Below are 13,428 nucleotides of genomic sequence, written 5' to 3' on the forward strand. Positions count from 1 at the left end.
GATGCCGGTCAGTTTTTAACGACGGTTGGGTAAAGCGAAAGATAAACGTAACCGAACGATCCGCGAGTGTCGGCTTCGCAGATTATGCCCCGGAGTGCAGTCGTAAAGCGTCTGGCTTCGCGCGGATTGAGTGCGCCAGTGCGTAAAGCGACCTCCATGCGTTTAATAAACATTGGAAATACGATATTCAGAGTCTTTAGTTGCGCCGGGGTAAATTCACCGTAAATACCCGCCCGGTCAGCCAGATAGTGCAGGCGATTACCTTCCTGAACTAACCGTGCGCCAAATGACGGGAAGACATCGTTCCGTAGTCCCCATACTGGCGTGGATTGTGTTTCATTTGTGTCCATTTTGGATTTTCCGTAAATATGATTAATTCAGGGTCACACAGCGCAGGAGTGCATACGGGCCATGCCGATCCTGACGGCGTTCGGCAAATACAGCCAGCACGCCGCTGATATCGGGTACGTGACGACCTGCGTAATGGCAAACACTGCCGGTCCAGCGGTAATGACCGGTGCAGTAAGAGGCCAGCCGTGAGCCGGGTGTCTGCCGGTAAATCGTCATCGCCTGGCGCTTACTGATGATTTTCACAACCAGCCCCGTTCGGCAAAGGACAGGATATCCCGGTGGCCGACCACGAAGTGGTCGAGAACGCGGATATCGACCAGCTCCAGCGTGTTCACCAGCCGTGTGGTAATTAGTCGATCGGCCTGACTGGGTTCGGCATCCCCGGACGGGTGATTATGAGCCAGCACCACTGCCGCAGCGTTATGGCGCATGGCGGCGCGCAGGACTTCCCGTGGATGAACTTCCGTATGGCGGACACCACCGGTGAACAGCGTCTCATGCGCCAGTAACTGGTGTTGATTATTCAGAAACAGCACCATAAATACCTCCCGTTCCAGCGGCGAAAGTTGCAGACGCAGCCAGTCGCGAACGGATGCTGCGGAAGTAAAAATCACGCCGGGCTGGCGCAGGTGTTTATCCAGCAGATTCACGGCCCTTCTGATAGTGCGCTGTGCATACGGCGTTAAGGCGGGTGGCGCAGCGGGCGCGGATGCCGGTATCAGTGATATTGCAGTATTCATTTGTCCTCCTCTTCAACTCAGTACCTGCTGGAGTTCTTCGGCCATTACCCATAACGCCCGGTTGAGCTTCAGGTCGCCATCAATGCCCTGAACGGCGCGGGTACGACTGCGTTTGCCCTGTGCGGAATGGCCGGACAGACCGCCTTTTATCAGCGACTCCTGGACGCGGTTATAGACCGTCCACAGGTCGCCGGACTCGTCCTGCCAGCGGCGGGGAGCCAGAATTTGTGCTTCAGTCACCGGCTGGTGGTCTTCGCCAAAGCGGTAGGTCAGCGCAGCTCTGGCAAAAGCCTGCTGCGCCAGGGCCGGGAGTTGCAGCGACTGCATGGCCTCGCGCTTTTCCTCCACGCGTTCAAACACGCCGAGCACCTCGTAAGCCCCTTCGATAACCTTCTCCACCACGTCTCCCCGGTGCGGCACGCGGATTTCACCCAACGACTGACCGCAGACGAGCGAATTGGTACAGACGCTTCTGAAGTACCCCGGTAGCATCTGGTACGAACTGGAACCATCGTGGCTGTTGAGCAAAATAATCTCCGGCACCTGCGCCCCGGTGATTTGCCCGGCACGACGCAGGCGCAGCAGATGTTTGGTGTGTTCACGTTTGCCGGGGTCCCGGACTCTGGACTGGCAGGCAAAGAAGGGCTGAAACCCTTCGCGTTGCAGATTCTCCAGTAGCGTGATGGTGGGGATGTAAGCGTATCGGTCACTGCGGGATTCGTGGCGGTCTTCACTGAACACGCTGGGAACCACCTGCATCAGTTCCTCATGGGTTAATGGACGGTCGCGGCGTATCTGGTTTATCCGCCCGAAGCGGCTGGCTAATCGCATGGTTTTTTCCTTAGTCGTGGGGTAACGGTGTAAAAAAGACCATGCTCCTGGCGGGAACATGGTCTGATGGTGTGGTTATGGGTAGGTAATACCGACTGTGGTCAGGCGTTGTCCGGGGCTTCAGGGACCGGGATGCCGTAGTCGGCAATAAAGCGGTTCAGCCCCTGACCGGCTCCGGCGGCAAAATTCCAGTCCCGCCAAATAAGGCTTCCGTCAGTATCACGAACGACCAGACGAAAGTGGGTCTGCTGGTCATCTTCGATAGCGACATTCTGATAGCAGGCGGAAACCGCGCTGGCCTCAGCGCGGGTAAATGGCCCGTCGGGCAGGCGTAAAGGTTGAGACATATCCGGCTCCTTAAAAACAAAAAGGCCCCTGCTGCTAATGCAACAGAGGCCGGGGGTGACGATAACAGAAGGGGTTAGTGCTGATTTTTTTGTTTCGTTTTCGACCAGGAAGGCCGGTTGCCGCCGGAGAATGATTTCTGTGCTGACCAGTAACCAATAGGGAACTGCTTCACCAGCGACCCGTTGATAAGAATATCGACCGATGAATATTGGCCGTGGCTGATACTGCCCTCCTGGATGTAGGCATCGGCGCTACAGGTGCCGGTGTCGTACCGGTGCCACGACGCTGAACTCCGGTCAGCAACATAAAAGTCACCAAAAGCGCAGCCGGTCGCCGAACGACGGTTCAGCACCGCAACGTACCATTTTGAATTTCCCACAATCGCACAGGCGCTGTTCTGACCGCCACAGGCCTGCCAGAGCGTCGTGCCGTTATTGCTAAACGTCCAGATGGTGTTGGCTGGCGGCGCATCCGGTGATGCAGGCGCGGAAGCGGGTGCAGTGGCAACCGGCGCAGTACCTGTTTCACCGGGGCCGGTTTTTATCTCACCGTCCGTCAGGATACTGGCCTCTTCGTTATCAGGCTTACCCACCCAGACCCCTTTACCATCGAAATAGTATCCCAGTAACTGATGACTATCAGGTTGATACAGAAAGTTGAAATAGTGATAACCACAATTACCCGCCTCGCACACCATACTCTTCAGCCAGGTCTTGCCCCCAATCTGTACGGGTGACAGCGGATCTTCCGGCCCGCCCAGCTTACCAGAAGGGCCAATCAGGTTTGCCATTCCCGCCGCGCTTAAATTGCTTTCAATATCGTGGGCATAAACCGGATCGGATTTATAGAGATCGGTCGGATATGGACAACTGTCGTCCGTGCAGTTCAGTGCATCTACGGCGGTTTTTGCCGCACCCGCAGCCCATGCCCCGGCGCTTGCAGTCATCAGCGATGCGACCAATAACCCTTGTGTGATTCTGTTTTTCATCTTCACTCTGTTTATTTCCTTCAATAAGAACGGGGCCGTAAAAGGCCCCGGACAACGCAGACAATTATCTTTCACCGCGATCGCGCAGGATCTTGTGGGCAAGCCGCCTTTCAATCTCCCCCGCCCTGCGGCTATCGGCGATCTGCTCCAGTTGCGAGCTGCTTTTCCCTTCCAGTTGATCGTGCGTTTCTTTCATATCCCTGACGGTGTTCAGCCCCTCTTTTGCCGCGCTGAGCGCGAGGCGACCCGCTGTATCCCAGAATCCCATGACATCGCTCCCTGAATCAGTAACCGTTATTTTTTCCCCACTCACAGCCGCAGTCGCGGCACATCCAGCCGTCGCCCCACGGAATGATATCGTCCGATGAACCGCAGTCCGGGCAGCGACGCCCGGCATGACAGAGGCGAAGCGTAATTTTCTGGATTTTCATGATGTACTCCTTTTCGTTCAGATAAACCGGCAGTGAACTCCATCCGGTGGTGTTGTGCTGAATCATCAGCATTTATTTGTCGGCACCGTTCGGGAACGGGCCGGATTTAAAGGTGGCGAGCAGATCCCGGATAAACCGGTAATGCGGTAAGGCATTAATAAAGTTGGGATGACGGGTAAGACGGCTGATGGTTTCATTACGTGTATAGGTGTCCGCCAGCACCGCCACATTCTGGATCTCGGCCAGTGGGAACACGGCAATGTCATTCCATAACTCGCCCATCAGATACCAGTTGCGATCAAGACAGATAAGACGGTAAGGCGCGAGGCACTCGCAGCGCTGCCCTTCCGCCAGCAGGGAGATACGGTTACGCCGGTTAATCGCGGTGACGAGATGGCTGAAAATCCCGGTAAATGAACCCGCAGTCAGTGCCACGGGGGGCCAGATACAGCAGGGGCTATGTTCAGTTTCATCCAGCAGCGCACCTGCCAGACGAAGATCCAGCCCTGGAAACAGCGCTTTCATATCGCTTTGCCGGGCAAGCGTCAGCCCACTTCTCTCGCGTTGACCTGCACTGTCGGCAGTCACCAGGCGGCAATGACCGTCGTTATATTCCAGATCCAATCCGGTCAGGCGTTCGCGGAGATCCCGGCGCAGGGTACGAACGGAAACACCAAACTCTTCTGCAAGATGGCGCATATTGAGATTCTCCCCGGCAAACAGACGGCGAATGATTTGCGTCAGCCTGTCGGCAAGCCGCTCATGGCGGCGTTCAGTCTGAGGCATAAAAGACTCCGTTTTAATGCCATGAAAAATATGTGGTTATGATAAAGAGGGGCGCGGACAGGGTGTGGACACGGCGAAAAATATTTTTCCCGATGGCCCGACACCTGTCACCACGGGCGCTGGTGGACAAAACTGATGGTTTTTACATCACTTTCTGGCGAGCCAGGCGGACAGGGTGTGTCCACATGACGCCCGAGAGTGATGGGGCAGCACTCCGGCGATCCGTGACGAACCAGAGTGAAAGCATGAAAATAAAGCCCGGCCCTGTCGCGGGAAGCGACAGGGCTACAGCAGGAAAATCGAGGTTAAACCGTACAACGCGGAATGATGCCTGAGGCCAGAACCAGAAAATATTTAATCATTGAATGTCAGCAGACAGTCATGGCAGAGATACTCATCAAGCACCTCTCCATCCAGGCTCCCGCCAGTCATTGCGCCCAGCGCAGCGCCACTTCCCATTCCAACGAGGAAGCCAATCACGCCTCCGGCGATCGTTCCAATGCCGGGAATAATGGAGCCTGCCGCTGCGCCGATCGTGGCACCCTCCGCACCGGCAACGCCGCCTGCGATGGCACCAATCCCGCCACCGATTTTTCGGCCAATATTTCGCTTCTGCGTATTCGTAGAACCACAATGAGGACAGATCATTTTTATCTCCTTCGACAGTTAAAAGAAAACCCGCCGGAAGGTGATTCGCGGCGGGTCGTTAAGTGTTGTCACAGAGATAATATCTGTCTGAAAATATTTTAAATGCTACCGGGTGGCTTATACCCGCACTTAGATTAAGGTCTCATCATCTTCTCTAATGGTACGTCGTCGCACTAGTTGTCAAGACGGTTCTAGCCTGGCTAGCGTATAGCTGAGGGATCGGCATATTCTGTCTGATTTATAAGATGGTTACGAGATGTGGCGCAATTTAGCAAGAAATGCACCCGATTGAAAAAATCGACTACTATGCCCATAAAATCATTAAGGCGCTAATCGCTGCACAATCCCCCAATAAGAAAGGTACTCAATGAAAAGTGCACCTAAAATACTGGCAAAGTTAAACCAGATTCTGACACGTGCCATAGCCGCATCTGAGGTAGCACACGAACATGCAAGCACTGCCTATGCCCGGCTTGTAAAGGCTAGTAATGAAGATGCCCCTCCAGCACGCATACAAACCGCAGTTGAAACTATGTCACATTTTGCAGAGAACATGCGCCGGTGTCATCGTGCATCCTGGTTAGCTGCCGCTCGTATTGCAAGTTATGCAGAGTGGTTGCCTGACATGGTTGCAGCTAAAAAGGCCCGGACACTGCCCCAGGTAATCCTTGCTGACTGGGACAATTTCGAACGAGATATGTCAGAGGCAGAGGAAGCATTGAGCCTTTCACCAGGCAAATTGGGAAATCTAAAAGATTGTTCCTATCAACAACAATCAGCCCTCGAAGAGGTTACAACGACCCCTTCTTTGCCAAATGCATTTCATTGGAATGGGGACGTGACTCCGCTTGATTATGAGTTGAATATTGAAACAGCAACCACAGTCGAGCTACGTAATGCGTGTGAAAAAATAATGGGTGTTAGCGGTGCAGTTACGGTGCAGTTTAAACCTGGAACTTGGGAAATTGACAACTATCAGGTAATAGCAGGTATGTATCTGTGTATGGTTGGGTTTACATGCGAAAGAGAGGCGTATATTGCCTTGTATACAGAGTTACTAAGGGAATTAGAATGTACAGAAAAGCAGCCCCTCCAACAATCATCAACTATACCAGCATTAGTAGAGGAATATTCTACCATAGAACAAAAAATCAACGAACTTACGACGCAAGAAAACGCATTAATGCAGAATATGTGGAGTAACGTGCAAATAATGAGCCGGATAAACATTCCTGATATGCTTAAACTGGAGAACCTGGTTAAGGAAAAAAGAGAGCTATTCCAGCATGCCCACACAATTCGTTTAAAAATAGTGGAATTTGCTGAACTAAATACTACTCCGTTGGCAGTCAACCAATTTAGAATCTCTGCACAACAAATCGCCAGGATGTGGGATGCATATGAAGCAGGATTATATCAAACGGAAAAAGCATTTGGCCTTCCGCTACACAGTCTGGTAAACCTGAGCCATAAATATAACGATTAACAAAATGTAGGAAAAAAAGTAAAAACTCCATTCAAAATAGAAAGTTACACATAAATTATAACTATTACAAATGCAGATTAAAATAAATCCTCACAGGAAATATAGTGTCAAACGATCCAAACGGTATCTACTCAAGAGGGAAATGTGAAAAACTTCACAATCGCTGATTTAACTGCTGCTGCCAAAATCGGAGCATCGGTCGTAATTGAGGTACACCCGAGGGAGCTAAAAAAAGGTGATGTTATTTTTATATATGGCTCCTGGCGGAAATTCGATAGTACAAGCACTTATCGAATGAAGGATAATCGTAAGATTTACGCATCCTCTCTGCATCCAAATGAGTCAGATGCAATATATCGCTATGATATCTCTTATTCTCAAAAGGTATTGATGCGACTCGACGCTAATTTTTCAGAAAACTTCACCGAATGAAAAATCAAAATTGATGAATACAAATAAATCTAAGCTATTCTATACATGATGGCAGCGTTTTAAAGCCAGGCAAAATCACACTAAAGATTCTTATAGCGAGAGTGCAGATCTACCTGCACTCTTTTATGATCTGGCTGGTTAGATCTGCCCACCAACTCCTTTGAATTTCTCAATAAAAGCACCGATTTTCTGGAAAACAGTTTGCTTCTTGGTTTTATACTGTGGGTTCAGAGGGCTAAGTCTTGGCAGCGTTTCGTTAAGCTCAGTGCCATTCTCGCTGGCATACTCGCGTTTCAGGGAGACGCTGATATAGCGTTTCGCGGCTTCCTCGTTCAGGTTTTCGCTGCGAATAAGCGCTTCCACTTCCCGCTGCTGTTCCCGTTGAGCAAAGGTGAAGAATGCGTCAATAATACCGGCCTTGTCCGATTGTTCATCCAGATTGGTTTGTTCGATAAAATCAACAATCAGGCTTTCTTTGGCCCGGTTTCCCAGACTTGAACGAATAAGACGCCGCACTTCCTCTATCAGGGTAGCTTTGCTTTTGTTCTGCTTGTTATGTTCGAAAATCAACCCGAGGATATAGTCCAGGTTAATCTCCTGAGACTTCAGCAGATCCACTTCGAAGATGATGTCATCCCAGTCCACAGTGGATTTATCTTTTTCTTCCGCCGCTTTCTCCCGACGCTGCCAGTCACGAATATCGTTATACGTTGAGCGATAGTCCTGAATTTTCCGTTCGGGGGGAAGGCGAATAGTTTGCAGTTCAGCCAGCTTTTCATCATCGAGATAATGTTTCGCCTTAAACTCGTCCAAGGCTACCGGGTCGCTAAGGTCAACGCTTTGCAGCGCTTTCAGCATGGCAAATTCATCATAATTTTGCAGAATATTTTCAGCACGTAAATATTCTCCGAATAATTTCACAAACGCCTTTTTCTCTTTTTCCGATTCAATCTCACCCGGCTGTGGGAAATTCTGCTCTAACGCCGTCACAATATCCATAAAACCGCGTTTGGTTTCCCCCGTTACAGCATCGGTAAAACCTGACATATACTCTTCGTAGCTTTTCTCCAGCACGACATTTTTGGTGTTTTTATCACCGAACAAGGTGATTGCATCGATCGTCGCCTGCTCCAGATTACGGAACGTGACAATGTTACCGAACGTCTTGGTGGCGTCGTAAATCCGGTTGGTACGCGAAAACGCCTGCATTAACCCGTGATAACGCAGATTTTTATCAACAAACAGTGTGTTAAGCGTTGGCGCATCGAAACCCGTTAAAAACATTCCCACCACAATCAGCAGGTCGATATCCTGATTTTTGACCCGCTGCGCTAAGTCGCGATAGTAGTTCTGGAAGCCGTTGCTGTCCGTACTGAAGTTGGTCTTAAACATCGCGTTATAGTCGTTAATCGCCGCATCCAGAAACTCTTTTGCACTGCTGTTCATAGCGGTAATTTCAAAACTTTCATCGGAAATTTCACCGATGGAATTTTGTTCTTCATTCGCAGCAAACGAGAAGATAGTCGCCACACGCAGCGGCTTATGTGTACTCGCTTCTTGTTGTAGGGTGTTAAAGGTTTCGTAGTAGGCTTTCGCGGCATCAACGCTGCTGACAGCCAGCATCGCATTAAACCCTTTGGCACCCGGAAAAGCCCGATGGGTTTTCTGGCGAAAATTGCTCAGTATGTATTGCGTAATCTCCCGGATACGCTGTGGATGCAGGAAAGCCTGCTTGTTCTCTGCAGCGCTGAGTTTTGTCTCGTCGGTCTCGGTTTCAATACTCTTGAACTGCGGACGCACATCGTTGTAATCAACCTTGAATTTCAGCACTTTCTCATCACGAATGGCATCAGTGATGACATACGAATGCAGCTCACGGCCAAACACACTGGCGGTAGTTTCCGCACCAGAGGCATTCTGCGGGAAAATCGGCGTGCCCGTAAAACCGAACTGGTAAAACTGGCGGAACTTTTGTTGCAGGTTTTTCTGCGCTTCACCAAACTGGCTGCGGTGACACTCGTCAAAAATGAAGACAACCTGCTTCTTGTAAACAGGTAAATTCCCTTCGCTTTTCATCAGGTTATTCAGCTTCTGGATAGTGGTGACGATGATTTTATTATCGTCTTTGTCCAGGTTTCGTTTCAGCCCAGAGGTACTGTCGGAGCCGTTAACGCTGTCTGGTGAGAAGCGCTGATACTCTTTCATCGTCTGGTAGTCGAGATCTTTTCGATCAACGACAAAAAACACCTTGTCGATGAAATCCAGCTCAGTCGCCAGACGAGCCGCTTTAAAGCTGGTCAGGGTTTTACCAGAGCCTGTGGTATGCCAGATATAACCACCGCTTTCCGTATCGCTCCAGTTTTTGGATTTGTAAGAACTATTGATTTTCCACAGGATGCGCTCGGTAGCTGCAATCTGGTAAGGGCGCATAACCAGCAGTGTCTGGCTGCTGTCAAATACGCTGTAGTTGAACAGCACATTGAGCAGGGTTTGCTTCTGGAAAAAAGTGGCGGTGAAGTCCTTCAGGTCTTTGATAAGCGTATTATCGGATTTCGCCCAGTTCATGGTGAAATCAAAGCTGTTTTTGTCGCGTTTGGTGGTATTAGCAAAGTACCGGGTATCCGTACCGTTAGAAATCACGAACAACTGGAGATAGCGGAACAATGAGTTCTCAGCGTTAAAACTTTCCTTGCTGTAACGGTGGATTTGGTTAAACGCTTCACGAATGGCAACCCCGCGCTTTTTCAGCTCAATCTGGACTAGCGGTAGACCATTGACCAGCACCGTGACATCGTAGCGGTTAGCATGGGAGCCAGTCTGCTCAAACTGGCGAATAACCTGCACCTTGTTACGGGCGATATTTTTTTTATCAACGAGATAAATATTTTCCAGACGCCCGTCATCAAACGTGAAGTCACAGATATAGTCGATGTGGATTTTGCGGGTTTTATCCAGGGCGGTATCGCCGGGGTTATCCAGATACTGTTCGGTAAAGCGCCGCCATTCCAGGTCGGTGAACGTCACGTTATTCAGTTGCTGTAACTGGGTACGGACGTTTTCCAGCAGTGTGGCCGGAGAGGTCAAATTGGGGAGATACTCGTAGCCCTGATTGCGGAGATCCTGCACAAGTTCTCGTTCGAGGTCTGATTCACTCTGGTAACTGTCACTGCCTGCCCACTCTCTGGTGTAGCGATCCAGTACGATAAAGTTGTTTGATTCGGCAATCGTTTTTGTCTGCTGTGTCATTCTGTTCCCTTACTACAAACCTTGGATAAAATCTGCCTCCGTCCTTCCATCTGCCTTAGTCTATAGCGACTTCTGGTTTCGGGAAGCTGAACAGCAAATCACGGTAGTGTTCGTACTGCTTCTGGCGCAGCGCAATTTCGCGGGGCAGACCTTCGGTAATTGAGCTAGTCAGGGTGTCGAATTTGTCCAAGATGGCAACGATGCGGGCTTGTGCTTCTGGTGACGGAACCGGAATAATCACTTTTTCCAAGCCTTTGGCATTGATGGCAGATATTTTCCCTGAGGAGATTGATTTTTTGATCTGGTCGTGGAAGAAATTTGTTCTTGAGAAGTATGCCACATACTTGGGATTTAATGAGCTTTTATAGAAAAAGCATGCGTCGTGAATAACAACATCTTCATCGCCTAGCCATGCTGTTCCACGACCAATATCCGCAATTGTTTCGCCCGCAGAGACGAAAACAACATCTCCGTATGTTGCTTTTCTTAACTTGGAAGCTAATTCAGTAGAAATATACGATTTTGCTTTATCCGCCCAGATGCTGTAATGGGTATACATCTCACCGTAGTGAATACACGGTACGCCTTTGGGAATTATATCGGTTTTCACAAAACGTTTACCTCTGATAAGCACCCCAAGTTCCCCCAACGTCCTCCATTCAACCTCGCCGTCTTCAAAACTCAGCAACTGGTCGCGATAGTAGTTGTACTGCTTTTTGCGTGTGCTAAGCTCAGCGGTTAGCTCAGCGGTTAGGGCGGTAAATGTATCCAGAATCCGCACGATTTCAGACTGGATAGCGAGAGATTTTTCCGGGTTGTCCGGGCAGGGGATTGGAAATTTATACGATGATAATTTTTTAATTCCTATAATAGATAAGCCGCCACTTTTGTTAGCATTTTCCTTGCACCACTCCCCAAAGTGGTGGAATCTATAGAATAAATACTTTATATCTACAATTTCTTCAAACTCGTTCTTTAATGAAAAGTTGGTGATTTGTTGATTGGTCAGGTGTGGTATTTTGACCAAAGCAAACTCTCCTATTGTTGCCGTTGTTGACATAAATATTGAATCTTTAGGAAAGAGATTACCTTTAACTCCCGCTTGATTTACGTACAAAATAGAATCATTAAGCTCTCTGCCATTAGTTCGTATATCCTCAAGCCTAAACCAAGGGATATTTCCATCTTCCCAAAATTCTTTTTTAGCTTTAGATGGCGTGTAACCATTTTTAATGTTGAAAATCTCAGAGGCAGTCAACCACTCAACCTCAACGCCATCCAGCAACTTATCTAGATAACTCAGAGTACTCATGCCTCAACCTCACTACATTCGATCTCAGCCACTATCGCATCAATGTCTCTGCGTAACTGATCGATTTTAATGACGGTAGTTTTCAGCTCAGCATTCAGCTCCGTGATATCGACAATTTCACGGGTGTCTTTGGCTTCTACATAGCTACTGACAGACAGGTTGTAATCATTCCCGGCCACCTTATCAAAAGTCACTGATTTCGCCAGATGATCAACATTAGCCTTGCTGCTAAACATCTGCATGATCTGAGCAATGTGGTCATCGGTGAGGATGTTGTTATTGGTTTCTTTTTTGAACAAGCCGCTGGCATCAATAAACTGCACTTTGGTATCGGTTTTGTGCTTCGACAGCACCAGAATATTTACCGCAATGGTCGTGCCAAAGAACAGATTCGGTGCGAGTGAAATCACCGTCTCAACATAGTTGTTATCGACCAGATACTGACGGATTTTTTGCTCAGCGCCACCACGATAAAAGATCCCCGGGAAGCAGACTATCGCCGCGCGGCCTTTGGCGGACAGGTAGTTCAGTGCGTGTAACACAAAGGCAAAGTCGGCTTTGGATTTTGGCGCGAGCACGCCAGCCGGGGCAAAGCGTTCGTCATTAATCAAAGTCGGATCATCGCTACCCACCCATTTCACCGAGTACGGCGGGTTAGACACAATCGCATCAAAAGGCTTTTCATCGCCAAAATGGGGATCTGTCAGGGTATTGCCCAGCATGATATTGAACTTGTCGTAGTTGATGTTGTGCAAAAACATGTTCATACGAGCAAGGTTGAAAGTGGTGTGGTTGATTTCCTGACCAAAAAAACCTTCTTCGATGATGTGAGCATCAAACTGTTTTTTGGCCTGCAACAACAGTGAACCAGAGCCTGCCGCCGGGTCGTAGATTTTGTTAACGTGGGTTTGACCGTGCATTGCCAGTTGAGCAATCAGCTTAGAGACATGCTGCGGTGTGAAGAACTCCCCGCCTGATTTACCCGCATTCGCCGCATAGTTAGAAATCAGGAACTCATACGCATCACCAAATAGGTCGATTTGGTGGTTGTCAAAGTCACCCAGCTTTAAGCCCTCAACACCTTTCAGTACAGCCGCCAGACGGGTATTTTTATCTTTGACTGTGTTACCCAGACGGTTACTGGTCGTATCAAAATCAGCAAACAAGCCACGGATGTCAGCTTCAGACGGATAACCATAAGCAGAGCTTTCAATGGCGACAAAGATGCTGTTTAGATCAGCATTCAGCCTGTCGTTGGTATTGGCTTTAGCTGCAACATTGCAGAAAAGCTGGCTAGGGTAAATGAAGTAACCCTTGGTTTTGATCGCATCGTCTTTGATATCATCGGTGATGATACTGTCGTCGAGCGCAGCATAGTGGACGCTGTCATCACCGGCTTCGATGTAGCTGGCGAAGTTTTCACTGATAAAGCGGTAAAAAAGCGCACCGAGGACATACTGTTTAAAATCCCATCCGTCTACCGAGCCTCTGACATCGTTGGCGATTTGCCAGATTTGACGGTGTAGTTCTGCACGTTGCTGGAGGCTTGTCATTATTTGATCCCATTGAAATAGGTTTGATACTCGTTACGCATCCTGTTGCTCTGGTACGGCAATGCTTACCTGGTATTCCTTAGCTTTAGATGCATGACTGTACCCACGCTGATACGTCGTATTGGGGGCATTATACCTCAGAATTGGGTGGATCAAGCCTAGAGAGTGGAAGGCGATTGCACATCCGACAACACTGGCATCACTACTGATAATTTATGCTTTTTACTTCAGTACAGAAACAGAAGGTTTTCCAGAAGAGGTGTATTTCAACATTAT

General features: G+C 49.1%; 15 protein-coding genes. 2 read left to right on the plus strand and 13 right to left on the minus strand.

Features of this window, described 5'->3' with window-relative positions:
- Positions 1 to 8 precede the first annotated feature (8 nt).
- From NA330_RS12420 to NA330_RS12465, 10 genes are all read right to left on the minus strand, one after another.
- Positions 9 to 350 (minus strand): type IV toxin-antitoxin system YeeU family antitoxin, encoded by a 342-nt coding sequence (locus tag NA330_RS12420; protein WP_023242229.1) that lies wholly within the window; start codon positions 348 to 350, stop codon positions 9 to 11.
- 22 nt (positions 351 to 372) lie between these two features.
- A complete protein-coding gene (locus tag NA330_RS12425) occupies positions 373 to 594 on the minus strand; it encodes a DUF987 family protein (protein WP_023242230.1) in 222 nt (73 codons plus the stop codon).
- Complete coding sequence (gene radC / locus NA330_RS12430; RefSeq protein ID WP_023242231.1) at positions 591 to 1,091, minus strand: RadC family protein; 501 nt, start codon at positions 1,089 to 1,091, stop codon at positions 591 to 593. Before radC ends, NA330_RS12425 begins: the two co-directional genes overlap by 4 nt.
- Positions 1,092 to 1,103: 12 nt before the next feature.
- Positions 1,104 to 1,922, minus strand: coding sequence for a DUF932 domain-containing protein (locus NA330_RS12435; RefSeq protein ID WP_023242232.1), 819 nt, complete (start codon positions 1,920 to 1,922; stop codon positions 1,104 to 1,106).
- Positions 1,923 to 2,023: 101 nt separating this feature from the next.
- The gene (locus tag NA330_RS12440; RefSeq protein ID WP_000082136.1) at positions 2,024 to 2,269 is read right to left on the minus strand and encodes a DUF905 domain-containing protein; all 246 of its coding nucleotides are present in this window, start codon (positions 2,267 to 2,269) and stop codon (positions 2,024 to 2,026) included.
- Positions 2,270 to 2,343: 74 nt separating this feature from the next.
- On the minus strand, positions 2,344 to 3,258 hold the full coding sequence (locus NA330_RS12445; RefSeq protein WP_023242233.1) for a hypothetical protein: 915 nt from the start codon (positions 3,256 to 3,258) through the stop codon (positions 2,344 to 2,346).
- 64 nt (positions 3,259 to 3,322) lie between these two features.
- Positions 3,323 to 3,526: a hypothetical protein gene (locus NA330_RS12450; protein ID WP_023242234.1), complete on the minus strand. Its 204-nt coding sequence runs from the start codon at positions 3,524 to 3,526 to the stop codon at positions 3,323 to 3,325.
- A gap of 16 nt (positions 3,527 to 3,542) precedes the next feature.
- A complete protein-coding gene (locus tag NA330_RS12455) occupies positions 3,543 to 3,689 on the minus strand; it encodes a hypothetical protein (protein WP_023892166.1) in 147 nt (48 codons plus the stop codon).
- Between the two features lie 72 nt (positions 3,690 to 3,761).
- Complete coding sequence (locus NA330_RS12460; protein ID WP_023242235.1) at positions 3,762 to 4,475, minus strand: helix-turn-helix transcriptional regulator; 714 nt, start codon at positions 4,473 to 4,475, stop codon at positions 3,762 to 3,764.
- A gap of 354 nt (positions 4,476 to 4,829) precedes the next feature.
- The gene (locus tag NA330_RS12465) at positions 4,830 to 5,123 is read right to left on the minus strand and encodes a hypothetical protein (RefSeq protein ID WP_023240998.1); all 294 of its coding nucleotides are present in this window, start codon (positions 5,121 to 5,123) and stop codon (positions 4,830 to 4,832) included.
- Between the two features lie 367 nt (positions 5,124 to 5,490).
- On the opposite strand from NA330_RS12465, the gene NA330_RS12470 reads away from it, so the two are divergent.
- Together NA330_RS12470 and NA330_RS12475 are read left to right on the plus strand one after the other, a co-directional pair.
- Positions 5,491 to 6,609 carry a hypothetical protein gene (locus tag NA330_RS12470; protein WP_023242236.1) on the plus strand — a complete coding sequence of 373 codons (1,119 nt, stop codon included), beginning with the start codon at positions 5,491 to 5,493 and terminating at the stop codon, positions 6,607 to 6,609.
- 144 nt (positions 6,610 to 6,753) lie between these two features.
- Positions 6,754 to 7,041, plus strand: coding sequence for a hypothetical protein (locus NA330_RS12475; protein ID WP_023242237.1), 288 nt, complete (start codon positions 6,754 to 6,756; stop codon positions 7,039 to 7,041).
- A 138-nt stretch (positions 7,042 to 7,179) separates the two neighbouring features.
- Here NA330_RS12475 and NA330_RS12480 read toward each other — a convergent pair whose 3' ends face one another.
- Genes NA330_RS12480 through NA330_RS12490 form a run of 3 tightly spaced genes read right to left on the minus strand, consistent with a single transcriptional unit; the run spans position 7,180 to position 13,152 of the window.
- Entirely contained in the window at positions 7,180 to 10,287 is a 3,108-nt protein-coding gene (locus NA330_RS12480; RefSeq protein WP_023242238.1) for an HsdR family type I site-specific deoxyribonuclease, read from the minus strand.
- A 55-nt stretch (positions 10,288 to 10,342) separates the two neighbouring features.
- Positions 10,343 to 11,599 carry a restriction endonuclease subunit S gene (locus NA330_RS12485; RefSeq protein ID WP_023242239.1) on the minus strand — a complete coding sequence of 419 codons (1,257 nt, stop codon included), beginning with the start codon at positions 11,597 to 11,599 and terminating at the stop codon, positions 10,343 to 10,345.
- Positions 11,596 to 13,152: a type I restriction-modification system subunit M gene (locus NA330_RS12490; protein ID WP_023242240.1), complete on the minus strand. Its 1,557-nt coding sequence runs from the start codon at positions 13,150 to 13,152 to the stop codon at positions 11,596 to 11,598. The genes NA330_RS12485 and NA330_RS12490 overlap by 4 nt, the downstream gene beginning before the upstream one ends.
- Positions 13,153 to 13,428 lie beyond the last annotated feature (276 nt).

Source organism: Salmonella sp. NW722, assembly GCF_051702785.1.
GTDB classification, from domain to species: Bacteria; Pseudomonadota; Gammaproteobacteria; order Enterobacterales; family Enterobacteriaceae; genus Salmonella; species Salmonella enterica.

What these genes read in the sequence shown, in the direction of transcription:
- NA330_RS12460 (WP_023242235.1), bottom strand. Translation starts at nt 4,475, where the DNA reads ATGCCTCAGACTGAACGCCGCCATGAGCGGCTTGCCGACAGGCTGACG.
- NA330_RS12435 (WP_023242232.1), bottom strand. Translation starts at nt 1,922, where the DNA reads ATGCGATTAGCCAGCCGCTTCGGGCGGATAAACCAGATACGCCGCGAC.
- NA330_RS12465 (WP_023240998.1), bottom strand. Translation starts at nt 5,123, where the DNA reads ATGATCTGTCCTCATTGTGGTTCTACGAATACGCAGAAGCGAAATATT.
- NA330_RS12420 (WP_023242229.1), bottom strand. Translation starts at nt 350, where the DNA reads ATGGACACAAATGAAACACAATCCACGCCAGTATGGGGACTACGGAAC.
- NA330_RS12470 (WP_023242236.1), top strand. Translation starts at nt 5,491, where the DNA reads ATGAAAAGTGCACCTAAAATACTGGCAAAGTTAAACCAGATTCTGACA.
- NA330_RS12445 (WP_023242233.1), bottom strand. Translation starts at nt 3,258, where the DNA reads ATGAAAAACAGAATCACACAAGGGTTATTGGTCGCATCGCTGATGACT.
- NA330_RS12455 (WP_023892166.1), bottom strand. Translation starts at nt 3,689, where the DNA reads ATGAAAATCCAGAAAATTACGCTTCGCCTCTGTCATGCCGGGCGTCGC.
- NA330_RS12490 (WP_023242240.1), bottom strand. Translation starts at nt 13,152, where the DNA reads ATGACAAGCCTCCAGCAACGTGCAGAACTACACCGTCAAATCTGGCAA.
- NA330_RS12485 (WP_023242239.1), bottom strand. Translation starts at nt 11,599, where the DNA reads ATGAGTACTCTGAGTTATCTAGATAAGTTGCTGGATGGCGTTGAGGTT.
- NA330_RS12480 (WP_023242238.1), bottom strand. Translation starts at nt 10,287, where the DNA reads ATGACACAGCAGACAAAAACGATTGCCGAATCAAACAACTTTATCGTA.
- radC (WP_023242231.1), bottom strand. Translation starts at nt 1,091, where the DNA reads ATGAATACTGCAATATCACTGATACCGGCATCCGCGCCCGCTGCGCCA.
- NA330_RS12450 (WP_023242234.1), bottom strand. Translation starts at nt 3,526, where the DNA reads ATGGGATTCTGGGATACAGCGGGTCGCCTCGCGCTCAGCGCGGCAAAA.
- NA330_RS12440 (WP_000082136.1), bottom strand. Translation starts at nt 2,269, where the DNA reads ATGTCTCAACCTTTACGCCTGCCCGACGGGCCATTTACCCGCGCTGAG.